Below are 25,066 nucleotides of genomic sequence, written 5' to 3'. Positions count from 1 at the left end.
TTTAATAGGTAAAATTGTACGTAATTGAAGGAATGAGGGTTCCAAAGATGGAGAGCTTATAGGCATTTACTTTGTTGTAAAACTGCAAAACGTTGTCATTTTTGGTGCGGAAGAAAATAGAATACGCATTTTGACGGGCGTATAAATTATACACCGAAAAAGCCCAACCGCTTTGCCATTTGCGCTTGGTGGTAGGGAGCGCATCAACGTTAAAGCCAATATCTAAGCGGTGATAATCAGGGATTTTTGCCTGATTTCGCAAGGTGTAGTTTGGCACATACACATTGTCCACAAAATACTTATCAATCGGATACGTAATGGGCCGCCCTGTACTATACACCCAGTTAAACGACCAACTTGTACGGCGACTAATCCGATAATTAAGCACGACATTCACGGTGTGTGGTTTGTTAAAATTGGCAGGATAATACACCCCGTTTCGGTACTTATCTTCCGCGTAAGGGCTATTGATTAGGTACTCGGTTTGGGCAAAAGTATAACTTACCCAACCTGTCAAAAAACCCGTATTCTTACGCACCAACACTTCAGCGCCGTACGAACGACCCGTTCCTTGCAAAATCGCCGTTTCGGGGGCTTCGAGCAGGGTCAAGTTAGTCCCATTTCGGTAATCGGCTACGTTAGTCAAACGCTTATAATACAACTCCAACGATGTTTCGTAGGTATCTTTTTGCCAGTTTTTAAATATTCCCAACGAGAGCTGGTCGCCGATTTGGGGCTTCAAAAAGGCATCGCTCAACTTCCAACGGTCGGTGGGCAAAGCCGCCGTCGTATTTGAAATGAGCTGTAAATACTGATACATTCGGTTAAAACTAAATTTCAACGAAGTCGTAGGCGACAAATTGAGTCGAGCGACCAAGCGCGGCTCTAAGCCTCCGTAGGTTTTTATGACTTTACCCGAAGCATAATCTACCCCGCCCGTCGTGGTCGTAGGGTCGCGAGGTACGTTGAGTTCATACGCATTGACTCGGTACGGGCCCAGCGCGGCAAACCACGAATACCGCAAGCCATACATCACGCTCAGTTGTTTGCTGACTTCGATTTCGTGGTTCCAATAGGCCGCAGCTTCTAAGCCTTGTTCTTTTTGGAGTGTCAGCGGATTGATGTTTGACGACGCCAAAGTAGGTTGCAAATCGCCTGGTTGAATGTCATACCGAATTCCGCTTAACCCAACGTCTATTTTATGTTTCCCTGCTACATAGCCCACATCCAACTTTAGGTTTTTGTACGTCACTCCCGATTTTAATTCAAAGGCATTGGCCGAATCTGGATTGGTAATGGTGGGTGCGTAACGGCTATAAACGGTGGTCAAGTTGGCAAACAGTTTTTCGGAAAAGGCATGATTCCAACGCGCCGTCAGGTTACGCGTTTGCCAATCAAACACCGACGAAGTAGCGTTTACTTCGGTTCGTGCCAAGGAATCGCCCGCGATTTTAAAGACGTCTTTCCCTTGGTAAAAGGTGATATAGACTTGGTTTTTGGTCGAAGATTTAATGGCTAATTTACTTGTAATGTCATAAAAATTGGCTTTTGTCCCCTTTAACGAAGCCGTTTTAGCAAATCGAAATAAATAATCTGAAAACGAAGCTCGGGTTGCTACGAGCAAGGCCATTTTATTTTTAACCAGAGGCCCATCGACCATCAATCGGCTGGCGACCAGTCCTACCCCACCCTGAACTTTCCATTTTTCAGCATCGGGTTCTTTTACTTTTACCTCAATCACCGACGACGTCCTTCCTCCATACTGCGCGGGAATTCCTCCGCGATAAAACGTTACGTCTTTGAGGGCATCGGGGTTAAAAACCGAAAACAAACCCATCAAATGCGACGAATTATAAACGGGCGCATCGTCGATGAGAATAAGGTTTTGGTCAATGCTGCCTCCTCGGACATTGATGCCCGTAGCCCCTTCGCCCACGCTCGATACGCCAGGAAGTAGCTGCAAACTCCGCATTACGTCCACTTCGCCCAACACCGCAGGTATTTTCTTGATGCTTTTGATGGTCAGTTTTGCGACCCCAATTTCGACTTTCGAGACATTTTGTTCAGCCTTTGTTTCACTTACTTGTACTTCTTCTAATAAGAGCGCATTTTCTCGCAACAAAAACTCCAGTTCGTTGTCTTCGGGAACGATGATAGGAGTTTCTTCCGTAAAATAACCCAGCATCCGTGCCACCATCGTGTATTTGCCTCGTAGAAGTTCAAAACGAAAAGTGCCATCCGCTTTGGAGGTAGTAACGAGCCGTTCGGGGCCTCGTGCCACAATGGTCACCCCTGCAAATGGTGTTTTTTCGGGGTAATGCAGCACCCGCCCAGTAACAATGTACCGAGCTCCTAACACGTTGGAGTTTTGGGCAAACACATAGCTACCCAAAGATAAAAGCACGAAAACAAGGTAAGAAGTAGCGCGAAAAGCCATAACGGGTTGATGAAGTCGGGTTTGTAACAATAATCATCATTTTAGCCCAAAATTCAAAGCTTTTTCACATCATTTCTACAAGAATTGAAGACTATACGTATCACTTTTATATTTATGATTCTACGTAAAAAAATCTCGGGGCAAGGGAACATAACAATAGCAAGCCAAAACTGTATTTAGCAAAGAACTTTTCAATAAACAACATTTAATCAAGTTGTTACAGGGTATTTTTATGCTTTTTACTGTATATTTATTAGCTAGCTTCCTCAATCATTACTTTGTTATGAAAAATCTTTCAACCACCGTGTCTGCCTCACGAAAGTGTACTTACTGCGGCTCAAGTGCCATTGAGCGGGTTCCCCGTCCTTTTTTATTCAAATATCCGTTGTTTTTTTTACCAATTCGACGGTACCATTGTGATGATTGTTCTCGCAGTTTTTACAAGTTTGTTTTCTGAGGTAGAAACAAAAAAGCAAGGACTTACGACCTTGCTTTTTTGTTTGGTTATTTATCGCCCGACTTTTTCGTCATTCATTCACGATTTAGTCCAGCACTTTTTCCAATTCAACACCTTTATCACGAATCAAACGAAACTCCCTGAAACGGCGCAAGGTTGACATGGTAAAACCAACAACCAATATCAGCGTCCCAATCCAAAGGACGTTGATGAGGGGTTTTTCTACGGCTTTCATGACAATATAATCGCGCTGCTTTGAATTGGCATCAAAACTGAACGTTCCCGTTTTAGGATCAATCTCCATAAATTGAATCCGAAGACCCAATTCTTCGCTCACTTCGGGTTTGCGCATCACCATGCGGTCTTGATTAATGGCAAAGGTCGGAGCAACATAGTACTCACGTTCTTTGTCCAAAATCTTGATTTGTGCTTTTACGGCAATGTCATTCGGATTTAACGCAACCCCTTCAACGGCATTCGTACGGGTAACGCTTTCGAGCACCGCCACGTAGTCGTTTACAAAAAATGTATCTTGCAGCGCCACTCTGAAATTTTCAGTAGGCGACCATTCTTCTGCGTCACCTGGATTGCTACCTATCATTGCGTATGAATACAAATCCTTGTTGAGTTCCCGCTTAATATCTGGCGACGTTACCATACCCATTCGCTCATTGAACTGTACCCGTGGGAAGAGTGTCGTAATTCGCCCCGTTGGTTCACGGTACTCCACTTCATAGAATACGTTTTCTGGATACACCGCTACGGTATCACCTTTCTTGTGGTATGTTTTTTCACCAATAGTAATATCCCGCAAACACACCGCGTGAAAATCGCCCTCGATGATATCTAACCAACTGCTTGGCACGTACTGCGGCACATCCCGAATTTCGGTGCGTGGCCCGCGGTAGGTCAGCAAGTAGTCACCCATACGCGTTGATTGACCCAACCATAACAACACGTTTTCTTTGTTTTCACGGTTATCGTCTTTGGTAAAAAAGTCTTCTTTTGAAATTAAAAGTCCTGAGCCATTGAGCGACACAACCTTTTGATAACCCGATGACCACAAAATACCAATCAACATCAAAGCAACGCCGATGTGGGTAATTGCCCCGCCAGAAAGTCGATAGCTGCCTTTGAGAACGCCCAAAATAATGGTCATATTTGCCACCAATGCAAATACCGAAGCCGTCAACAAAGCGATGTAAGGGAGTTTGTTGATGCCCCCAAAAGTAATGAGAATCGCAGTGATGAATAAGGTAATCCAGACTGGGGTAAGTAAGTCCTGCATTTTACCCTTCTGCACCCGTTTCCACCAGAAATACTGGCCAATCCCTGTTAAGATGGCAATGACCGCAAAAAACCAAAGTTGGAATTTTGTGTAATAGGTAATGGCATCGGTAGGTGGAGCCAATTTAGACACCCCGCCAAAGCTTTCCACAATTTTATTCCAAACAGGAATAGAAGTTGGAATAATGACCTGAAAACTTGCCAAACAAATCACGGTAGCGCCAATAAAGAGCCAAAACTCCCGCGAGTAGGTCGATACTTCTTCTGCGTCGGTAGGGAGTAATTTCCAAGCGCGGGCCGAAATAATCACCGAAACCGCAATGAATGCCAGTAAATAGAGCAATAGCTGCCCCGAAAGCCCTAAATCAGTAAATGAGTGTACGGATGAATTTCCTAAAATTCCGCTTCGGGTAAGGAAGGTTGAATATAAAATCAGGATAAACTGGGCAATGACCAAAATCACCGAGGCTTTGAGTGCTGACGCATTTTTTTTGGCAATAATCATGGTGTGCAAAGCAGCAATTCCTACCAGCCAAGGCACATATACGGCATTTTCGACGGGGTCCCAACTCCAGTAACTGTTGAAACTCAGGGTTTCGTAAGCCCAATAGCCGCCCATCAAAATACCCACGCCCAAAATTACGCCCGTCAAAAGCATCCAAGGCAAGGCTGGACGAAGCCATTCGATTACTTGTTTTCTCCAAAGCCCCGCCATCAAATACGCAAACGGAACTAACGTGAGCGCGAATCCCAAAAACAGCGTCGGCGGGTGAATCACCATCCAGTAGTTTTGAAGCAAAGGATTGAGGCCATTTCCGTCTTTAGGAACAAAATTGGGATTCATTGCCCAAACTTGTAAATCAGGCATAGCTTCCCGCATGGTCAAGAAAGGCGTACTGCCAATTTTAAAATCAATACCTGGGATAATAACCCCTAAAATCATTGAGGTCAAAAATGCCTGTACCAAGGTATAAACAGTCATCATGGGGGCTTCCCACAATTTATTGGTCTGAATCAGCACAACCCCTAAAATGGCTTGCCAAAACATCCAAAGCATAAAGCTCCCTTCTTGGCCTTCCCAAAAACACGAAATCATGTAATACCACGGTAGTGCTTTTGAGGAGTGGCTCCACGCATAGTGGTACTCAAAATGGTGTCCGTAAATGATCGTGTATAACGTTGCACATACACCCAAAATGGCCGCAACGTGTACGTAAAAAGCTCCTCTTGCGAAGCGCTTCCAAGAACTGAGTTCTAACGAATCGGTTCGTAACAGCGTGACACGCAAGTAAGCGTAAGTAGCCACTAATGCCGTTACGAACGATAAAATGACGAGAAGGTGTCCTAAGTTTCCGAGGGTCATGGTTGGATATAATCTACAGTTTAGCAGCCGTCGCTTCTTTAAAATCAGGCTTTTCGTTGGTATATTTTGAAGGGCACTTCATCAAGATTTTATTACAAGCGAAGTGGTCGCCTTCCATGCGCCCAATGACCACTACTTGTTCTGACTTATCAAAATCTTGTGGTTTAGGGCTGCCATATACTACTTTTTTAACGACTCTATTGGTATCGGCCAACATAAACTCAAAGTGGTTGGGATCCATAACGGGGTCGTATTTCATTCCCACAATCTGTCCGTTTGCGTCTTTGGTGAGTTTACCCACTACGTGAATTTCCGATTTTTCGCCTTCTTTGGCCAATTCTTCGGCTTCCGTAAAATTGGAATACGTACTGGCGTTTCCGTAGGTCGAAACAATGATTCCAATCGCAATCGCGATGACTATAAGTCCAAAAATGTGTATCTTTTTCATTTGTTTACTGATTTTTGATGCTTACCAAATTCGTGTTACTCCGTACTCTTTATTTTTTTGTTATCTTGATTAACGTTTTACCCGCTGATTAGCGCTGATGTAGAGCCGCAGATGCACGCAGATCAATAGCTTCATTAAGTCTTATTTCAGTGAAAATCTGCGCTTGTATTATTCAGCGGATTTCTGCGGGGAAATAATGAAATTAACTCCTTAAAGCCAACAAAGTCTTCTACCTCTGTTTGTTTTTCCAGTGGTAGTTTTTCGATTTTGGCTATCAAGTCTAAAAGGCTCATTTTTTTGCTTGTTTTTCTAGCTTTGAAACTTTCCTATCTATATTCACCAAAAAGGCAATAATCCCCACAAAAATGACCGATATAACCGCAAATACCACCCAAATTTTACCATCGGCACGCATTTGGTCGGCCATTGAAATTTCCTGTTCAACGGCTTGTTGAGCAAATAGGTTTAAAGAAACCAACACAAAAAGAAGGGTTGTAATAAAGGTATTTTTGCTATTTTTTTTCATTCTGATTCGTTATTTTAAATTATTCAGTTCCTTTCCAAAGTACATACCCCAATTTAAAGCCAATCGACGGGTGAGGTAGCATTTCCACATTGACTGGACGGGCTCGATTAAAAGGGGAATCGCTCGATGGTTTCCCTTCCATTCTTTTTTCACCCCACAACTCAAAGTTTGAACGATGAACCCGAACTCCTAAGCCAATAAACATTTCTAGTCGCCAATATTTATTCAAATTGTACAACACGCCTATTTTTGAGGCTGTTCCAAACACAAGTCGGTCATATTCGGCTCGCCCAAAGGTATAGTACAGCGAGTCTTGGTTCGAATACCCATTTCTTAGCTTGTAGTTGTCCCTCATCACAAACACTTCTTGGGCAAAATACCATTCTGGGTTAGGGCCAGGCGTCATGTACCACCGAAACTCCTCTTTCATTTTGAAGTTTGCATGATAATACTGCTGCCCCGAACAAGAAAAACAATCAACTCCGTAACCCAATCCGCTTAGGTTTGACCCAAATTCCGTGTTTATTCCAAAATTTCTTTTGGGACGGTATTCAAAACCAGCTTGCCACGCTGGACTTGTCAACGACATCAACGTACTCGGCGTAAACTTAAAAGTTACTTTATCATACGCTCGACTAGAGGTTTGTCCCATCACCAACAAGGGTCCAACCACAAGAACTATCCACAATCCTTTCATTCATCTACTTTAATCTGCTTGCTCCTCCAACATTCGTACTCGCACTCGTACCGTAGCCATCCACGTTCCGAGTAATCCCCAACCAATCACAGCGGGGTAAAAAATCCGTCGCATTTGGTTGTCCATGTCCAATTCACTGAATGCGGGGTTTCCACCGTTGCCTGGGTGCAATGAATCAGTCAAACGAGGGAGAATAAAAATAAGGGGAATAAACACGGCGTACGCCAAAATATTATACACGGCCGAGATACGCGCCCGACGCTGTTCATCATCAAACGACCCGCGCAAAATTAAGTAAGCAAAGTACATCAACATGCTGATGGCGACGCTATTGAGTTTGGGATCGCTTGGCCAAGGGTCGCCCCACGTAACGGAAGCCCACAGCGAGCCCGTAGCACAACCCAAAATTCCCAACAAAATAGCGACATTGGTAAACTCTACCGACTTGAGATCGTATTGTAAATCATTGGTACGTAAATACTTAATGGCATATACCAACGAGGTAGTGAGCATAGCAATCATGGCAAACCACATCGGTACATGGAAATACACGTTACGGATACTTTCGTTCAAAATGGCACGACGAGGAACCGTCCCCATCAATCCAAAGTAAAGTGTATAAGTCAGCAGTAGCACCGCTATTATTTTCCACCAGTTATTCTTCATAAGGTATTACTTTAATTCTCTAACTACGCCACAAATAAGGAAACAAAATTAAGGACAAACTAACCACGATGGCATCCAACGCCAACAAAATCATGACTTCTTCCGAACTAGACCCACGGTCTAAGCCATCGAGGGCATTTTTTGCTAACTTCATCACCATCAACAACATAGGAATAATCACGGGAAAACTCAGAATCGCCATCAAGGCGCCGTTGTTTTCGGCTTTGGAGGCAATCCCCGCCACCATCGTCAACGACGACGCAAACCCGATGCTTGACAAAAAAATCGTCACCAAGTACATCCACAAATCTCCGACAGGGTTGCCCATCACAAAAGCGTAAAACCCAAACCCCGTCAACGACAATACCAGCATCAATCCCGAATTGTAAATGATTTTGGAAAGAATAATGCCTTGTGGACTTGCGATAGTATAATAGTACAAAAGGCGCCCAGCGCGTTCTTGGGTAAAACTTTTGGAAATGGCATTAACCGCCGTAAACAAGATAATAATCCAAAATAGCGTGTTCCACGTAATGGGCGTCAGCTGGTTGGCTTTGAGTTTAAAACTCAAATAACAGACAAACACCGTACTTACAATGTACAACAGCATCCCATTGAGGGCGTAGCGTTGGCGCCATTCGAGGGTTATTTCTTTTCCGATGAGGGTACGAAGTTCTTGCATCGGGGCAAAATTACGACACAAACCAACGCGTTGTACTGAGGAAGGTCATTAGTTTTTAATTTTTATCCAACTACGGTGCGATGCGTGCGTTTCCACCACACTAAGTAACCCAACGAAGCTAACGCCAAAACCGACGAAACATAAAAGGCCACGGGGATATTGGCGAGTTTTCCGCCGTACCACCAGCCCGACCACCACGCCCCTACCCCAATGCCTGCTTCAAGCGCAATGTACATGGTTGCCAATGCCCTTCCGCGATAGTCGGGGTGGCTGAGGTCAATTGTCCATGCGGTCAAGGTAGGTGTGTTGAGTCCCCAAGAGAAACCAAACAAAATCGCCGCCGTCCAGAAACTCCACACCGATTGGCTAACGCCCAAAATACCCATCCCAAGCGCCAAAAGTATAGAGGAAACAATCATCACAGGAACGCGCCCATAGACATCTGACGATTTACTAGCAAACACCCGTACCACCAAAGAAGCAATGGTATAGACCGTAAAAAACAGCCCTTTGTTATGAATCCCGAGGGTTTTGCTCACGTCTGGAATAAGCGTCAGAATAACTCCTGATGAAAATGAAACGGCAAACATCACCACAAACACGTTGAGGACGCGCGGCTCAAACAAATCGGAACGACTGATTTTGAGCATACTAAATCGGAAACGTTCTGTTTGAACCAACGTTTCTTTCATGTTGAGCAAAATCAAAATCGACAACAGCGCGAACGCCGACGACACAAAAAACATGGGGTTGATGCCCATCGACATCGTGAGGTAGCTTCCAATGGCGGGTCCTAACGACATGCCCGTGGCGGTAAAAATACCCAACATCCCCGCCGCCTCTCCGCGACGATTTTCGGGAATGATGTCGGCGACGTAAGCGGCCGTGGCAGTTGGTTTTGTTCCCGTTGAGAATCCGTGTAAAAAGCGAAGCAACAAAAAGCCCCACACCACGTGGACAAAAGGGTAAAACAAACTCGCCACACAACACACCAACGACCCAAAAGCCATGACGGGTACTCGGCCAATGGTATCGGTCAGTTTGCCGCTAAATGGCCGCGACAACCCCGCCGTAAACGTAAAAAGTGCAATGATAAGTCCGATGTAAGGTTGTCCGCCCATCGCCGTCAGGTAATCGGGCAGTTCGGGAATCATCATTTGAAAACTCGCAGAAAATAGGAAGTTACTGAGGCATAGAAGCCAAAATTGTAAATTGTACATAACAAAACTAACTGTGGAACAAAAAAACAAAAGGACTGAAAGTGCCCACGTGGTTTACTTTCAGTCCTTTTGACACAGCTATGAGGTTTCTAAACATGATAACTTGTAAAACCTCATAGCTGTTGCTCAATTTTATTTACGTTTATCTAATTCTAAAAACCGTTTCGGGCAAATCTTCCGTATTTGCGTATAAATCAGCCAGCAGTAAATCGGCCTGAATTGCTTCTAAATGTACCGTGGCGTCCAACGACTTACTTTCAAACATCAACGACCAAATCCCCTGCTCGCTTTTTCGCCAAAGTTCCACCCAAACACGACGAGAATCGACCAGTAGATATTCTCTCAACGTCGGAATCTCTCGATAAAGTTCAAATTTTTCGCCTCTGTCGTAATTGGCTGTACTTTGCGAAAGCACCTCTATCAGCACAACGGGGTTGGTAAGGCTACTGGTTTGACTGTCCGAAAACTCAGGTTTTCCGCACACAATCACTAAATCGGGGTACGCATAAAGCCCCGTAGCTGGGACAAATACGCGCTGGTCGCTTGAGTAGGAACGGCATCCTTTCTTTTTCAAAAATGAACCAATTTCAATGGAAAGGTTTTCCCGTATGGCATTATGCGCTGGCTTGGCTCCTGCCATAGCCTCAGGCGTGTCCCCTTCAAAATCCCCCATCGGATAAATCTGCCCATCAAAGTATTCACTTTTATAGACCGCTTTTTCTTCCAACGCTAGGTATTCTTCGGGTGTGTAGTATTTTTTAGGAAGTGCTGTCATACCACCAACTTTGTCAAAATCTAAAACTTTGACAAAGTTAACAAAAGAAAGGAATTTTATACCTAAGAAAATTTGGTATGTAGAAATATAATGTATATTTGCAGTATGCAACAACAAACGTACCTCAAAGGCTGTCTGAGCGCCATTGTTCTTCAACTTTTGCAAGAAAATAGGCGCATGTATGGATATGAAATTACCCAGCGGGTTCGCGAAATCACCCTGGGAGAACTCCAACTCACGGAGGGAGCGCTGTACCCTACGCTTCATAAACTCGAAGCTGAAGGGGTACTCTCTACCGAAAACGCCCTTGTGGATGGGCGCAACCGAAAGTATTATAAACTGACCGAAAATGGCCACCAACAAGCCCAAACGGCGGTCTCCGAATTGACCGATTTTGTGTCTAACCTTCAAAAAATTTTGAATCTTAAACCTTCGCTCGGATGAAATTGACAACAGAACAACTCGACCTCATTAGCAAGGAAATCATTCAAGGAGGCATCAAATACCAAGACCTGTACGAAGAACTCCTCGACCACTACATCACGGCCATTGAGGATAGAATGGCCAGCGGGATGGCATTTGGCGATGCTTTTGGGGAAGTTCACACGGGTTTTGTTGATTACAAACGCCCCGCGCGGGTTTGGGATCATTACAGTGTTTGGAAAGATTACACCTCCGTAGAGTATGGCTTGGGTAAACTTCAAGCCGAATACGAAGAAAGTTTGACAGGAGAAATCAAAAAACGGCACTGGCAAATTATGGGCAATTATTTTCGCTGGCCAACCATTGTTACGTCGCTTTTAGTGGGGGCGCTTACTTTTCAGTTTGCGTATCTGGTACCCTTAAAAATTGGGATTGGCTTCTTCGGATTCTTATCTTTTGCGCCATTACTCTTTTTATTGCCCGCGACTTACCGACACACGATGGGTTATTTCAAGAAAGAGCGCAAGTTTATCAATTCACTCAAATGGACGGCCATCGGTGCGCAAGCCACCTTTGCACTTTCACTTTTCAATTGTTTCGTGTTTATACCAAGGGTAGTTGGCATTGAACTAAAAGCGTTTTCTCCTCAAATTCAAGTTGCAACGGTAGCCACTCTCATCTGCTTTTACCTCGCCTATTCCCTCAGCTTTTACCAGCTTTACAAAGAACGGTTTAAGGTCAAAACAACATAACCTCGATGGCGCGAGCGTCCCCGCTCGTGCCTTATATTAACAGGCTTCAAGCCTTTCTTGTGCAAAAGTAGGCTCGAAAGTCTTTTGATAGTCGTCACGGTTCGAACCGCCCCGTCGCAGGATGCGAGCAGCGGTATGAGGGGCACAGCAGTTTAGAAACCACAATGGCTTATCTGCAAGTAAGCGGACAAGAAGCCGCCAACAAAGCCAGAGACTAGAGACTTGCTCTGATCAAAATGTATGTTTATAATGGGGCTTATTGAAATGATACTTTTGTGAGATTAGGAAACGGCGGCTATAAAACTCTTTATGGAGCTTGAAACCAAGACTTCTTTTGCTGATATAGGCTTTTTTAGACCTGAAATTGATCTTGTCTTTTGAGTAGTACAAGTTCAAATCTCCATCAAAAAAATAATTAGGGAAATTTTTGATGAAGATTTGATATTTTTAATATCGTTTGTAGATTTGTTCATTAAACAAATTTAAACCATTACAACCATATAACCAAACAGTTAGAAGGGCGTTGCCCTACCACTTGTTTCGTACTTATATAGTTGGAAAAATTGCTCACACTCTTAAATCAATAAATTTTGTGCAAAATAACAATATATTTAGACTATCTGCTGTACTTTATGCAGATAACAATTATGAAGTAAACCCAAAAACTACACAAAGAAAAATAGTTGAGTCGGCATTACTTGAAATAAATAGGCAAAGCGTTACAATACATGAAATTATTGATTTCATTCAAGAAACGTACTTTCTTACATTTGATTATTCTGAAATTTCAAAAATAATATTTAAGCAACAAGATGAAAAGTTTATAATTGGAAAAAATTCTGACAATGAACTTTTGATAAGTTTGAGTCCCAAAAGAAGGCAGAATATAGAGCCTAAAATCAACGATAAAAATATAAATAGTTTCATTGATTTATTTTTAACTCAGAACAGTCAATTTCAATTTGATAAGTCAAAAGAAATAATTTACAGGTTTTTGCATCAGCAATTTACCACAAATATTGAAGGATTTAAAAATCTAATTAATACGAAAGTAAATAACTTAGGTAAAATTAATGTAGATTATGGTACTTTTATAAAAGAAGACCAGTTAATAATTAATAGCTTTTTATCTTGGGAAAATAGTGCAAAAGACAAAGCTATTTTTGATATAGCAAGTTATGCTATTGAATATTGTCTACTAACAAATAATGCTAATTCAAGTATTCACCTAAGTGACTTAAAAAATAAAATTTTCTACCTTGATACCAACATAATCTATAGAGCTTTAGGCATTAACGGTGAAAATAGAAAAAAAAGAACTAATACCTTTTTGAAGAAATTTAATCAAGCAGGAGAAGAACTTAAAATTACTAAAATTACCGAAAATGAATTTAAAGATAGTATAAAGTTCTACATTGATAAGTTAAAAAAATATCCTTCAAGAGCCGTTAATCCACAAATTTTTGAAGATTTAAAAAGTTTATCAAGTATATATGATTTTTATTACAGGTGGCGAATTCAGAAAATAAATCACTCATACGAACTTTTTGAAGCATACATACTATCTCTATATGAAGCCTTTAAAAGCGAATTTTCCATAAAGGAAGACTACAAATCTCCAATTGATGTAAGTGAAGAAAAAACAAAAAAACAAATTTCAGAATTCGCAAATTCAATAGCCACTTTTAAAGCATCAGAGAATGCAAATAGTTACTACGATAGTGCTTACAATGATGCTGAAAATATTCTATGGATTGAGTCAAAAAGAGAAAATAATGTAAAAAACATTTTTGAAGCAAAATTTTTTTTTATTTCAACAGACCAGACATTAAGGAGATGGGATTATAACAGAAGCTCTTCAACTCCAATCGTGATACTTCCAAGTCAATGGTTTAGTATACTTCTAAGGTATTTAAACAGAACAGAAGACGACTTTAGAAGTTTTGTAAGTTTCTTGAATCTTAGAAATAATGAATCAAATTATAACCTTGATAAACTAAATATTATAATTTCAGGTATCAGTGAAATTACAGACAATCCTGTCCACCAAAGGTATATTGTAAAAGTATTAGTGGAAAAAAAGTTTAATGAATTACTAATTGATGATTTAAATGAAGATGAAATTTATAGTGGTGCTAAACAGTTTGCCGAATCAATTCTGCAAAAAAGTGTTGAAACACTTAATGAAACGATAGAAAATAAACAGATTGAAATTAAAAATATAAATAAAGAAAATGAAGCATCAAAACTTGAGAATGATGAGTTAAGACGCCAGATTGCACTTTTAATAAACCAAGATAATGAAAGAAAAGTGCAAGAAAAAAAAGATAAAAGAAATAACTTTCAGAAAATGGTACTAAAAAAGTGGCGAAGACCAATTTGGATATGGTTTGGTGTCAATTTATTCGCCTTTATCATTTTAGGATTCGTCATATTATATAAATCATTTTGGAATTTTAATTTAGTTACTGAAACCTTTGATTGTTTAAGTAAAACTCTACTTTTTAAAATATTACTGGGAATTTTAGGAGTTAGTTTAACAACTTCAATTACAATACTAATTTTACAATATTATAATGAGTCAAATATTAATGCTAAAAAGGCTAACATTATTTATCCAAAAGAGTTAGAATAATTACTTTAAAAATCAAAAATTTAGATAAGTTTTTCAAAAAGTACTAATTTCTCTCTTAAACTCAAAGTGTGTGGGGGATAGTCTCTAATCTCAATCTGAAAAAAAAATTACAAATTAATTTCTGAAGAATAAATTAATTTGCAGTTTATGTTGCCGAAAGGATATTTGAGCGGTTTCAAGGGGTCTTCAAACTCTCCTGCGACATTCACTTTGAGCGAAAATTGGTACGCAAATTTGGTTTTCAGCAATAAATATCTTAGCTTTATATCACTGCTTGCGTGCCGTCTTGGGGACGGCAAAAATGAACTGTAATTTTACTTTTCTTGGTGTTCCAACATCCGAATTAAGAAAAGGCAAGAAACTGAAAATCAATAAATTAATTTTAAATCCAACCATCTTAATTCTTTTGGTTAGCACGAAAAAAGCAAAACTACAATTCATTAACCTCATCATCCGTAAGCCCCGTTGCTTCCTTAATTTGAGATTTAGATAAACCCATTTCCCGCATTTTTTTTGCAACTTTTTTTACACCGTCTAACTCAGCAGTTTTCACAACTTCTTTTACTTCAATGTAAGTCAATAAACTTTCTTGATATTGCTCATATTGTTCTGCTGTCATATTGGCAACCTCTGCCACCCCAAACGCCTTCTCAAATATCGGTTCTTGTAATATTATTGGTATTTCATCAAAACTCTCTAATTTCTTCAAAAAGTATATCCATTTTTCAAATTGCGTTTCAAGCTCATCCCCACCTTTTGTAAACAACGGCATCTGAATAAATTTAAAGGTTAGCTTATCATAAAACACATCCCCATCTTGGTCTTTTAATTTTACACTTCGCAAAAACTTCTGTTTTTCTTCTTGTTCATCATATTGAAAATCCAAAATCGCAATCATGTAAATCGGAGCCAAGCGAAAATCCCATTCGCCTCGCTTGGCCTGCTCTCGAATAGGAAAAGTAGAATAAAATAACGAACGGTCTTTGAAAAAATTCACTTTCGCTTTCTGCATTTCTACGATGATTCGTTCGCCACTTTGGGTTTGGCAATGAATGTCAAAAATAGCCTTTCGTTCATGTGACAACTCGGCGATTCCTTCTACATTACGAAAGTTCAATTCTGTTATTTGATGCTTGGCTGGTAATAATTGATTCAGGAAATCAACCAACAAGTCTTTGTTAGCTTCTTCGCCAAACAATTTCTTGAATCCAAAATCAGTATATGGGTTGATATATTTCGACATAAGTGTGAAATTTTAGTGCAATTTACGGATTTTTATTCACTCAAGCACAGTGTGTTCTTCCCCCGCAGTCGTTCGGTTCAAGTCGAATGACGACAATTGAAAGCCCCCCCAAAGCGTTCATAGCTGCTCCCTAACTACAATTTGGGAACGTTATAGTCTAGCGTCTCCTACACCTTAACAACTCAACTTTCCGCTCCTTCCCTTTATGAGCCGTCTTCAAGCCTTTCTTGCACCCTAACTAGGCTCGAAGCCTTGGAATAGTAAGCACGAGCAGAATGCTCTCGCTATCGGGTCTTTGTTTTCCTTTTTTCTACTAAGATTTCGCCTCTCTGAGGCTTTTTTGTTTTTAGGCGTTTAACCCAATAAAAAAGCCTTTGCCAAAGTGGTTAAACTTTGACAAAGGCTCGTAGCTGTTTCAATGCTGTCAGAATTATCTATCTCTCGGCATTTTGCTAACTTTGTAAAATGAAAAAACAGTCAAGCCAGTACGACAAGATTTTTAAAGAAAACATCGAAGCCGTTATACCAAGTATCATGCAGAACCTACTTGATATAACGGCTGTTTCTCTGGAAGAACTCCCCGATGATGTGCAGCACACCAAAGAACGCAAACCCGATGTACTCAAAAAAGTAATTGATAATCAAGGAAATATTTTTATTCTTCAAATCGAATTTCAAGTAGCCAATGACGGTGATATGGTTCATCGTATGCTGGATTACAAAGGAATGCTTATCAGAAAATATCAATTACCTACTTATCAATACGTCATTTTCTTGGGTAAAGGCAAAGCTAAAATGGTTGCTGAACTACAAAATATTGATTTGAAATTCAAATATAACTTACTTGCTATCAACTCAGTAGATTATAAAATTTTTCTAAATTCAAACCAACCCGAAGAAATTGTTTTGGCTATTTTAGCTAATTTTGAGAAAGAAAGTCCCGAAAACGCTTTGAAACAAATTGTTGCAAGACTTGAAGAAACTACTGATGGCGATTTAGCGTTAAGAAGGTATTTCAAACAGTTGCGAATCTTAGCTCAACTGCGTAAATTAGAACAAAAATTGAAAGACATAGTTATGGATAGCATTGCAAAATATATTGACGAAGAAAAAGATGTAGCATATTTGGTTGCACTTGATAAAAGTAAGGAAACGTTTATTGCTAATTTACTTTCACAAACGGACTTTGGACTTGAAAAGATTGCAACTCTTTCAAATGCAACAGTTGATTTTGTAAAAAAAGTAAAGCAAAAACTTTCAGCCGACAAATAATTTCATTGGCTTTTGCTTAGTGTGCACGAGCATCCCCGCTCCTTCCCTTTATGAGCCGTCTTCAAGCCTTTCTTGCACCCTAACTAGGCTCGAAGCCTTGGAATGGTAAGCACGAGCAGAATGCTCGCGCTATAGGGTCTTTGTTTTCCTTTTTTCTACTAAGATTTCGCCTCTCTGAGGCTTTTTTGTTTTTAGGCGTTTAGCCTAATAAAAAAGCCTTTGCCAGAGTGGTTAAACTTTGACAAAGGCTCGTAGTTGTTCCCGAAATTCGGAAACGTTATGGTCTAGCGTCTCTGACGCCATTAAATCGCTTCCAAAATCCGCTGTTCCGATACGGCGTAGCCAATCTTTGCTTTGAGTTCGCTGATATGTACGCGCTCTTGCTCCATGCTATCGCGGTGGCGAATCGTCACGGTGTTGTCTTCCAACGTTTGGTAATCAACCGCAATACAGAACGGCGTTCCGATAAGGTCTTGGCGCGTATAACGCTTACCGATTGCATCGCGCTCTTCGTAAAACACGCGGAATTCGGTTTTCAAGGCTTTTTCGATTTCGCGGGCTTTTTCTGGCAAACCGTCTTTTTTCACCAATGGGAAAATCGCGGCTTTGAAAGGCGCCAACGCAGGGTGCAATTTCAACACCGTACGCTCTTTTTGGTTTTCGCCTTCGCCTACCATTTCTTTGGTAAAGGCATTGCAGAATACCGCCAAAAACAAACGGTCTGCTCCCACAGACGTTTCTACCACGTACGGAATGTAGTTTCCAAACGGCTTACCGTTTTCGTCGAGGTCATTATCGAAATATTGTTGCTTTTTCTTCGAAAGCTCTTGGTGGTTTTTCAAGTCGAAATCCGTACGAGAGTGAATCCCCTCAATTTCGCGGAAACCAAACGGGAACTGATACTCAATGTCCACGGCGGCATTGGCATAGTGCGCCAATTTTTCGTGAATGTGGAATTTCAATTTTTCCGTAGGAAGACCCACCGCTTGGTGAAACTTCAAACGAGTATCGCGCCATTGTTCGTACCACGCCATTTCGGTGCCAGGACGCACAAAAAATTGCATTTCCATTTGTTCAAACTCCCGCATACGGAACGTAAACTGACGCGCCACAATCTCGTTACGGAACGCTTTCCCGATTTGGGCAATTCCAAACGGAATCTTCATCCGACCCGATTTTTGTACGTTCAAAAAGTTCACAAAAATTCCTTGTGCCGTTTCGGGGCGCAAATAAATCAAGTTGGAATCTTCGGCCACCGAACCCACTTGCGTGCTGAACATCAAGTTAAACTGACGCACTTCTGTCCAGTTGGACGTGCCCGAGATAGGACATTTAATCCCTTCGGCAATGATTAATTCACGCACCGCCTCTAGGTTATTGTCACCCAACAAACGTCCCATTTCGTTCAACAACTCCTGTGCTTTTTCGGCTTGACCCTCAGCCGCATACTGCTCGGCTTTTCCTTCGAGAAGTTGGTCGGCACGATAACGCTTCTTTGAATCTTTGTTATCAATCATGGGGTCATTAAAACCATCCACGTGACCCGACGCCTTCCACGTGAGCGGGTGCATAAAAATAGCCGCGTCAATCCCGACGATGTTGTCGTTGAGCTGCGTCATGGCTTTCCACCACATGTTTTTGAGGTTGTTTTTCAGCTCTACCCCGTTTTGACCGTAGTCATAAACTGCTTGTAAACCGTCATAGATTTCAGAAGAAGGAAATACAAAACCGTATTCTTTGGCGTGAGAAACGATGTCTTGTAAGGAAGTTGCTGGAGCTTGGCTCATGAGGACGTTATGCGTTATTGGTTAATTGCGGTTTGCCGCTTCGCGGAGCCGCACATGCGGTTATCTTTAGTATTGGGGCGCAAAATTACGCAATTTGTGGCTAAACTTGTCGATGTGTATAATTTTTCTATTTTTGTGTGTAAATAACATGCACGATGAGAACGAATATAGAAATCGACGAAAGCAAAATTGCTGCTATACGACAACTGAATTCAAATCTGAAGACAAAAAAAGAAATTATTGATACTGCCTTGGAAGAACTTATCAATACCATGAGGCGACAACGTTTACGCCAAATGCGCGGCAAAGGTTGGGATGGGGATTTAGATGAAATGAGGACCTATGAAGTACCGCTTATATGACACCTCCGCTTGGATAGATTTCCGAAAGAATGTGACCTCTGCTCTAACCAATCAGTTAGATGAAGACTTACAAGATAATTTAGTGTGCATCTGTCCCATCATTATTCAGGAAGTATTGCAGGGAGTCCGAGAGGATGCTGATTTTGAAGCGTTAAAAGAAGATTTCAAAGCCTTAAAAATACTACAATTAGAGGCTACCGAAGTAGCTGTTGCAGCCGCCCAACTTTACCGCCAACTCCGCAAAAAAGGTGTTACCATTCGCAAGCCCAACGACTGCTTAATTGCGGCTTATGCCCTTCATTTTAACTTAGAACTTTGCCACAACGACGTAGATTTTGATCAAATTGCCGCCCATACTGACTTAAAAATTTGGAAACCAGCTTTGTAAATTAATGTGGCATTCATTCCTAAACACATAGAGCACCGTAGAATTTTCACATAGTAACCATAGCTAAAAGAATAAATCTAGGCCGAATTTAGTAACTCCAAAGCGCTCATTGCGTCAAAGGCTAAAAAACAACCTATGTTTCAGCGCCTTTTAGTTGCAATTCGTGACGAATTTGGGGTTTCCCGCAGCCAAGCGCGGGGTTTTATGGTGCTTGCCGCCCTGATGGTTTTGTGTTGGTTTGGACCTTTTTTAGTGGGACGGCTTCTTCCACTTCCCTCCTCCGAAATAAGTCAAGCCGACCGCCAAACCGCCGATAGTTTGGTGGCTGTTCTGGAATCTATTCAGCCCGAGCAACCAACGTATTCTCCAAAAAATTACGCTAATTACCCCTCTAAAACGCCCGAAAGCCCCCGACCTCTCCCCGAACCATTTCCCTTTGACCCCAATACCGCCACCATACAGCAATTGCAAGCCTTAGGAATGCCGACGTTCATTGCCGAACGCATCGAAAAGTACCGTTCCAAAGGAGGGAAATTTCGTAAAAAAGAAGATTTGCAACGAATTTATGGACTACAACCTACGCTCTATCAACGCCTCGAACGGTACATTAGCCTGCCCGCACCCAGCGAAAGGAACGCAACCACGGCTGCCTCCGCCCCTACTTCGTCGCTCCCTGCCCCTCCTGCTTTTGCTAAAAAAGCTGCTCCCGCGCCCTTCGACATCAACACGGCAGACACCACCCAACTCATTCGTTTAAAAGGAATTGGCAGCAAACTTGCCGCAAGAATTGTGAAATTTAGGGACGGTTTGGGTGGATTTATTTCAGTGACCCAATACAATGAAATTTTCGGTCTTGACTCCTTAGCACTGAGCGAGTTGAATCATTGGGCAGCGGTTCGTACGCCTGTTCAAAAAATCAACATCAACACGGCTTCGGCAGAAGACATCGACCGACATCCGTACATTTCCAAGCGCCAAGCGGAAATCATCGTACGATACAGAGAACAGCACGGCGCTTACAAATCAGCCCAAGAGCTACTGAATATCAAAATTTTAGACGAAAAACTGGTTTCAAAAATAGCACCTTATTTGGCTTTTTAAGAGCGTTCTAAGGAAAACGCAGGTAAACCAGCGTGCCCTTAGCCCCAATCGCCCAGCAAGCATTCCCGACACAGGTCATGGCATGTAAACCCACGGGTGCGTTGGTCAAGGCTTGCCACGTTTGACCATTATCCTTGGATAGGCTTGTGCCCGCTGGACCAACTGCTACAAGATAACCGTTTTTCAATTTACGAACGGCTTCTTTTAAACCCGCTGGCTGAGTTGGCGTTGCTTTTTGCCACGTTTGTCCGCCGTCGTGGGTCACGATGACGTTATCCGATGCGTCTTTGTCAGCTTTGTAATTTCCTCCAACGGCTATCCCATTTTTTGCATCCCAAAAATTCAAGCCAAAAATCCCAGAAGAAGCATTGGCCGCCATCGGGGTATCTGTCACTTGCCAAGTTGTGCCACGGTCGGTCGAATAAAACACGCGGGCGTGATCGCTCCCACCCGTACCAATCCACACATTTTTCTTACCTTGGAGCACCATGGTAGAATTACTAGCCGCAAAAGCTGCTTCGCCCGCCTTATTTTCGGGCAATTGCGACGGTGAAATACGTTGCCAAGTTTGGCCGCCATCAGCGGTTTTAAGCAAATAAATTTTAGTGCCAATGGGATCCCCAAAAATCAGTCCGTTTTTAGCATCCCAAAACGATATACCATCCAAAAAGACTCCTTTTTCGGTTGTTTGCCATACTTCTTTCCACGTTTTCCCGCCATCGTTGGTTCTAAAAATACGTGCTTGTCCTTCTTCCGCCAAACCCGCACTTACTGCCACGGCCGTTTGGGCATCTAGGCCATGAATCCCACGAAAGTCTAATTTTTCAGCATCTTGTACGTGCAAAACCTCCCAAGTAGTTCCTCCATTTACGGTATGTAGCACCGTTCCTTTGGCCCCCCCTGCCCATACAATTTTCTCATTCACGGCCGAAATTGAACGAAAATGAGCATCAGTGCCGCTATTTTGTGGGGTCCACTGAGCATAACTTACATAAAGCGAGAGTTGTAGTAAAAAAAAGGACGCAATAAATTTCATCGTAGTCTTATATTTGTCGTAAATATAGTCAAAACAATCCTTGACATTTTACGTTTTTGCTTCATCAACCTTCTTAATGCCATGCACAAAACGGCCTTTAAATCCCTCTCTTACGCAGCCCTGGTACTGCTTGTGACACTTTCGTCGTGTAGTTTGTTCAAAGAGGTAGCCTCTGGCGATGCCTTGGTGAATGAATTTATTAAAGTAAACATGGAGTATTGGTATTATTGGAACGACAAAATTCCAAGCGGCGCTGACAACAAACTTGCCTCTTCCGACTATTTTAATGCCATGCTTTATACGTATGACAAGCAAGCACGCCCCGACGGAGACCGTTTTTCTCGTTTTTTGGACAATGCCGAAACCACCGAGGCATCGCTCGCAGGAGAAAGTAAAACAACAGGCGCACGACTTAGCTTGTATAACATCAATAATACCATTTCGGCCCTCGTTTTGTACGTCATTCCTGGCTCACCCGCTGCCCAAGGTGGTGTCAAACGAGGTGATATTATTGCTAAAATGACCGTTGATGGACAAGCAGTTACGGTCGATAACTACGCCAATTTACTCGCAGTTGGCACCAATTATGTCTTTACGCTAGGTCGATACGAAAACGCGGCTTTTGTAAGCACGGGCCAAACCAAAACGGTAGTGGCACAATCGCTCCAAGAAGACCCCATGCCGTTTGATACCGTTTACACCAAAGGCAACAAGAAAATTGGCTACTTGGTCTATAACCGTTTTTATTCTAAACCCAACAACAGCGACCAAGCCCTTTACGACCAAAAAATGGCGCAGATTTTTGGGAAGTTCAAAGCCGCTGGTGTCACTGATTTTGTACTTGACCTGCGCTACAACGGTGGCGGCTACATTTCTACGGCGGTGACGCTGGGCAGTTTTATTGCCAAAGGAGCAAATGACAAAGTACTAATGACCCGCGACGAATACAACAAAAACGTAACGCCTGACTTACAGAAGCAATACGGTGCCAATTACGGACAACGTTTTTTTGAAAACCGCCCCGAAAACATTGGCAGCAACCTGAGTCGGGTCTATGTTCTGACCAGTACACGCACGGCATCGGCCAGCGAAATGGTTATCAATTCCCTCAAACCTTTTATGGACGTGTTTTTGATTGGAGATGTAACGGTAGGTAAAAATGTGGGTTCGACGGTCATAAAAGACACTAAAAAGCGCTTTGTGCAAGGTATTATGCCGATTATTCTCAAAACATACAACTCCGCAGGGCAGTCTGACTACACCGCTGGATTTACACCCAATGTCACTGTAAAAGAAAGCATTACGCAACCATTTTACGCTTTTGGCGACTTGAGAGACCCCCTACTTTCTGAAGCTTTTTACCAAATTACGGGCACGCGCAACGCCCGTAGAGGCATAAGCGAAGCTGAGCCTATCGAGAGGTATCAAATACAGCCACAAGGCCCTGAAACCGAAATGTTTATAGATAGCCCCCAACAGTAATGTATTGTGCTGTTGGATGCTCACATCCAACAAAAAAGGTTTCTCAAAACCTCGTCAAAAGTGCTGTTGGATGCGCACATCCAACAAAAAGAGGTTTCTCAAAACCTCGGATTCGTTCGGTTTTGAGAAACCTCTCAGGTGGGTTATAGTAACCCACCACACATTATGAATAACCCACCACACAAAATGCCCATTTAGCTTATTCGGCTTTCAACTGCGTCAGTTTTACTTTCGTTGGATTTGCGTTTACTACGTCAGTTTCCACTAGCCCGTCGCGCAGACGGATGATGCGGTGGGCATATTTGGCAATGTCATCTTCGTGCGTAACGACGACAATCGTGTTTCCTTTAGAATGAAGTTGGTCAAACAAATCCATGATTTCGTAAGAAGTGCGGGTGTCCAAGTTACCTGTCGGTTCGTCGGCCAACAAAATACTTGGGTCATTGACCAATGCGCGGGCAACAGCCACCCGCTGACGCTGCCCTCCCGAAAGTTCATTGGGGCGGTGTCCAGCCCGTTGTTCCAAACCCACACTTTTCAGTGCAGCCATGGCACGTTCGGTGCGTTGTGCTTTTGTGTATCCTGCATAAATCAAGGGAAGTGCCACATTTTCGAGCGAAGTCATCCGAGGCAACAGGTTAAAAGTTTGAAACACAAACCCAATCTCTTTGTTTCGCACCTCAGCCAATTCATTTTCGGTCATATCGCTTACGTCCTTGCTATTTAAGATATACTTTCCCGAAGTAGGCGAATCCAAACATCCAATGATGTTCATTAATGTTGACTTTCCTGATCCAGAAGGACCCATAAAAGCCACATATTCTCCTTTACTAACCGAGATGGTCACATCTTTGAGGGCGTCGATGATTTCGGTACCCATGATGTAGCGTTTGGCGATGTGCGAAGTTTCGATAATTTTCATGACTGTATTTTTTTCAAAATGTCTAACACTTCCTTGCTATCAGCGTCATTTTTCATGATTCGCTTTAGAAACTCCTGAAACTCCGCCTGCAAAAGGGTTTGGTCAAACACCTTTAATTCGTTGGTAAACAGGACAAATTCAATTTTATTTCCTTTTTTATCAGTGGCATACAAGGCATAATTCAACACAAATGCGGTAGAGCCACCCTTTGCCCCGAAATGCGTAAAATACCGTTTATTTTCAGGGTTTAATCGCATTGGCCACTCCATTAGGTCATCGAGTACGGTTTGGGTGGCTGTATCAAAATAGGTACGACTATCTATTTTTTGCATCAAAGAACCGTATTCTGCCGCCGTTGAAGCTGGTAAACGATTCGACCAAACCTTTTGTACTGGCAACGGAATATTGGCTAGCTTAAAATTGGCCTTCGTTGTTGTGTCTATTTTCAGTAATTCAAAATATTTATTGGCACGTTCCAAATAAACTGACATTGGCAAGTTTTTCATCGCAGCCTCTGAATGCTCGTCCGAACAAACATACAAAGCCGACACAAAAGGGTACAACGGCTGGTGTTTGGTTAGCCCCAATTTGGGTAAATTGGCATTGATGTTGTTCAAACCCAATTTCCACATCAAATACTCCGTGTTGGCATTGCTACTGTATTGAAGCATTCCTTTGGCTACTTCTAACAACGGCACTGCGTTATTTTGCAATTTTTTGGTTTTTCTTTGTTCGGCCAACCATTGCGGATGAGCGCCTCCATCGGTTTCTGGAATGTAAAACCGCGCTAGTTCTCCTATCGCAATCGGTTCCTCTGGTTTTATTTTTCCAGAAGCTACCTGCTGCGCAAACTCCACAGCAATGATAACCTTTACGGTACTTGCCAGCGGCATCAAGGTGTCCACCCTGTGGGCGACCTCCACCTTCCCGTTTTTAGCATAATAGATAGCACATTTTTGAGGATTTTTCTGAAGATATTCGGCTACAAAATCGGTTTCGTAGCGTAAATACTTAAAATAAAAATACCCAAACACACAGCTAAACAACAAGGCAAGTATGCCAAGACCCGTGGCAACAACTTTCCACATAATACGTGGTTTTTAAA

General features: G+C 42.2%; 22 protein-coding genes. 8 read left to right on the top strand and 14 right to left on the bottom strand.

Annotation, left to right across the window (positions count from 1 at the left end; all coding sequences use genetic code 11):
• Position 1: 1 nt before the first annotated feature.
• The 9 genes from FHS57_RS18700 to FHS57_RS18655 form a co-directional block, all read right to left on the bottom strand.
• Positions 2–2,437 carry a TonB-dependent receptor gene (locus FHS57_RS18700; RefSeq protein ID WP_183976353.1) on the bottom strand — a complete coding sequence of 812 codons (2,436 nt, stop codon included), beginning with the start codon at positions 2,435–2,437 and terminating at the stop codon, positions 2–4.
• A 542-nt stretch (positions 2,438–2,979) separates the two neighbouring features.
• On the bottom strand, positions 2,980–5,544 hold the full coding sequence (gene ccsA, locus FHS57_RS18695; RefSeq protein WP_183976351.1) for a cytochrome c biogenesis protein CcsA: 2,565 nt from the start codon (positions 5,542–5,544) through the stop codon (positions 2,980–2,982).
• A gap of 13 nt (positions 5,545–5,557) precedes the next feature.
• Positions 5,558–5,992 carry a cytochrome c maturation protein CcmE domain-containing protein gene (locus tag FHS57_RS18690; RefSeq protein ID WP_028522620.1) on the bottom strand — a complete coding sequence of 145 codons (435 nt, stop codon included), beginning with the start codon at positions 5,990–5,992 and terminating at the stop codon, positions 5,558–5,560.
• A gap of 289 nt (positions 5,993–6,281) precedes the next feature.
• Positions 6,282–6,518 carry a CcmD family protein gene (locus FHS57_RS18680; protein WP_183976346.1) on the bottom strand — a complete coding sequence of 79 codons (237 nt, stop codon included), beginning with the start codon at positions 6,516–6,518 and terminating at the stop codon, positions 6,282–6,284.
• Between the two features lie 19 nt (positions 6,519–6,537).
• The gene (locus FHS57_RS18675) at positions 6,538–7,215 is read right to left on the bottom strand and encodes a hypothetical protein (protein WP_183976344.1); all 678 of its coding nucleotides are present in this window, start codon (positions 7,213–7,215) and stop codon (positions 6,538–6,540) included.
• 9 nt (positions 7,216–7,224) lie between these two features.
• A complete protein-coding gene (gene ccsA / locus FHS57_RS18670; protein ID WP_122931171.1) occupies positions 7,225–7,881 on the bottom strand; it encodes a cytochrome c biogenesis protein CcsA in 657 nt (218 codons plus the stop codon).
• Between the two features lie 19 nt (positions 7,882–7,900).
• Complete coding sequence (locus FHS57_RS18665; protein WP_028522624.1) at positions 7,901–8,563, bottom strand: heme exporter protein CcmB; 663 nt, start codon at positions 8,561–8,563, stop codon at positions 7,901–7,903.
• 62 nt (positions 8,564–8,625) lie between these two features.
• A complete protein-coding gene (locus tag FHS57_RS18660; protein ID WP_183976342.1) occupies positions 8,626–9,783 on the bottom strand; it encodes an MFS transporter in 1,158 nt (385 codons plus the stop codon).
• A gap of 142 nt (positions 9,784–9,925) precedes the next feature.
• A complete protein-coding gene (locus FHS57_RS18655; RefSeq protein ID WP_183976340.1) occupies positions 9,926–10,558 on the bottom strand; it encodes a Uma2 family endonuclease in 633 nt (210 codons plus the stop codon).
• A 105-nt stretch (positions 10,559–10,663) separates the two neighbouring features.
• Between FHS57_RS18655 and FHS57_RS18650 the strand changes: the two genes are divergently transcribed.
• From FHS57_RS18650 to FHS57_RS18640, 3 genes are all read left to right on the top strand, one after another.
• On the top strand, positions 10,664–11,002 hold the full coding sequence (locus FHS57_RS18650; RefSeq protein ID WP_229601396.1) for a PadR family transcriptional regulator: 339 nt from the start codon (positions 10,664–10,666) through the stop codon (positions 11,000–11,002).
• On the top strand, positions 10,999–11,733 hold the full coding sequence (locus FHS57_RS18645; RefSeq protein ID WP_183976336.1) for a hypothetical protein: 735 nt from the start codon (positions 10,999–11,001) through the stop codon (positions 11,731–11,733). Before FHS57_RS18650 ends, FHS57_RS18645 begins: the two co-directional genes overlap by 4 nt.
• Positions 11,734–12,325: 592 nt before the next feature.
• Positions 12,326–14,368 carry a hypothetical protein gene (locus FHS57_RS18640; protein WP_183976334.1) on the top strand — a complete coding sequence of 681 codons (2,043 nt, stop codon included), beginning with the start codon at positions 12,326–12,328 and terminating at the stop codon, positions 14,366–14,368.
• Positions 14,369–14,798: 430 nt separating this feature from the next.
• On the opposite strand, the gene FHS57_RS18635 is transcribed toward FHS57_RS18640, so the two are convergent.
• Positions 14,799–15,611: an Rpn family recombination-promoting nuclease/putative transposase gene (locus FHS57_RS18635; RefSeq protein WP_183976332.1), complete on the bottom strand. Its 813-nt coding sequence runs from the start codon at positions 15,609–15,611 to the stop codon at positions 14,799–14,801.
• Positions 15,612–16,076: 465 nt separating this feature from the next.
• Between FHS57_RS18635 and FHS57_RS18630 the strand changes: the two genes are divergently transcribed.
• Entirely contained in the window at positions 16,077–16,883 is an 807-nt protein-coding gene (locus FHS57_RS18630) for an RpnC/YadD family protein (protein ID WP_183976330.1), read from the top strand.
• A gap of 302 nt (positions 16,884–17,185) precedes the next feature.
• Here FHS57_RS18630 and FHS57_RS18625 read toward each other — a convergent pair whose 3' ends face one another.
• The gene (locus tag FHS57_RS18625; RefSeq protein WP_183976328.1) at positions 17,186–18,670 is read right to left on the bottom strand and encodes a glycine--tRNA ligase; all 1,485 of its coding nucleotides are present in this window, start codon (positions 18,668–18,670) and stop codon (positions 17,186–17,188) included.
• 155 nt (positions 18,671–18,825) lie between these two features.
• Here FHS57_RS18625 and FHS57_RS18620 point away from each other — a divergent pair, with 155 nt between their 5' ends.
• The 3 genes from FHS57_RS18620 to FHS57_RS18610 all read left to right on the top strand — a co-directional run bounded on the left by FHS57_RS18620 (position 18,826) and on the right by FHS57_RS18610 (position 20,521).
• Entirely contained in the window at positions 18,826–19,032 is a 207-nt protein-coding gene (locus FHS57_RS18620; protein ID WP_183976326.1) for a type II toxin-antitoxin system VapB family antitoxin, read from the top strand.
• Positions 19,013–19,420, top strand: a complete 408-nt coding sequence (vapC, locus tag FHS57_RS18615) for a type II toxin-antitoxin system VapC family toxin (RefSeq protein WP_183976324.1) — start codon at positions 19,013–19,015, stop codon at positions 19,418–19,420. The genes FHS57_RS18620 and vapC overlap by 20 nt, the downstream gene beginning before the upstream one ends.
• Positions 19,421–19,555: 135 nt before the next feature.
• Positions 19,556–20,521 carry a ComEA family DNA-binding protein gene (locus tag FHS57_RS18610; protein WP_183976322.1) on the top strand — a complete coding sequence of 322 codons (966 nt, stop codon included), beginning with the start codon at positions 19,556–19,558 and terminating at the stop codon, positions 20,519–20,521.
• Between the two features lie 7 nt (positions 20,522–20,528).
• On the opposite strand, the gene FHS57_RS18605 is transcribed toward FHS57_RS18610, so the two are convergent.
• Positions 20,529–21,557, bottom strand: a complete 1,029-nt coding sequence (locus tag FHS57_RS18605) for a WD40/YVTN/BNR-like repeat-containing protein (RefSeq protein WP_183976321.1) — start codon at positions 21,555–21,557, stop codon at positions 20,529–20,531.
• 81 nt (positions 21,558–21,638) lie between these two features.
• Here FHS57_RS18605 and FHS57_RS18600 point away from each other — a divergent pair, with 81 nt between their 5' ends.
• Positions 21,639–23,039, top strand: a complete 1,401-nt coding sequence (locus tag FHS57_RS18600) for a S41 family peptidase (protein WP_183976320.1) — start codon at positions 21,639–21,641, stop codon at positions 23,037–23,039.
• 199 nt (positions 23,040–23,238) lie between these two features.
• Here the strand turns inward: FHS57_RS18600 and FHS57_RS18595 are convergent, their stop codons facing one another.
• Positions 23,239–23,961 (bottom strand): ABC transporter ATP-binding protein, encoded by a 723-nt coding sequence (locus FHS57_RS18595; RefSeq protein ID WP_183976319.1) that lies wholly within the window; start codon positions 23,959–23,961, stop codon positions 23,239–23,241.
• The gene (locus FHS57_RS18590) at positions 23,958–25,049 is read right to left on the bottom strand and encodes a serine hydrolase (RefSeq protein ID WP_183976318.1); all 1,092 of its coding nucleotides are present in this window, start codon (positions 25,047–25,049) and stop codon (positions 23,958–23,960) included. The genes FHS57_RS18595 and FHS57_RS18590 overlap by 4 nt, the downstream gene beginning before the upstream one ends.
• Positions 25,050–25,066: the final 17 nt, after the last annotated feature.

Source organism: Runella defluvii, from assembly GCF_014195535.1.
GTDB lineage: Bacteria > Bacteroidota > Bacteroidia > Cytophagales > Spirosomataceae > Runella > Runella defluvii.
The sequence above is the reverse complement of the archived record's forward strand: the minus strand, read 5'-3'. Positions and strand labels throughout refer to the sequence as shown.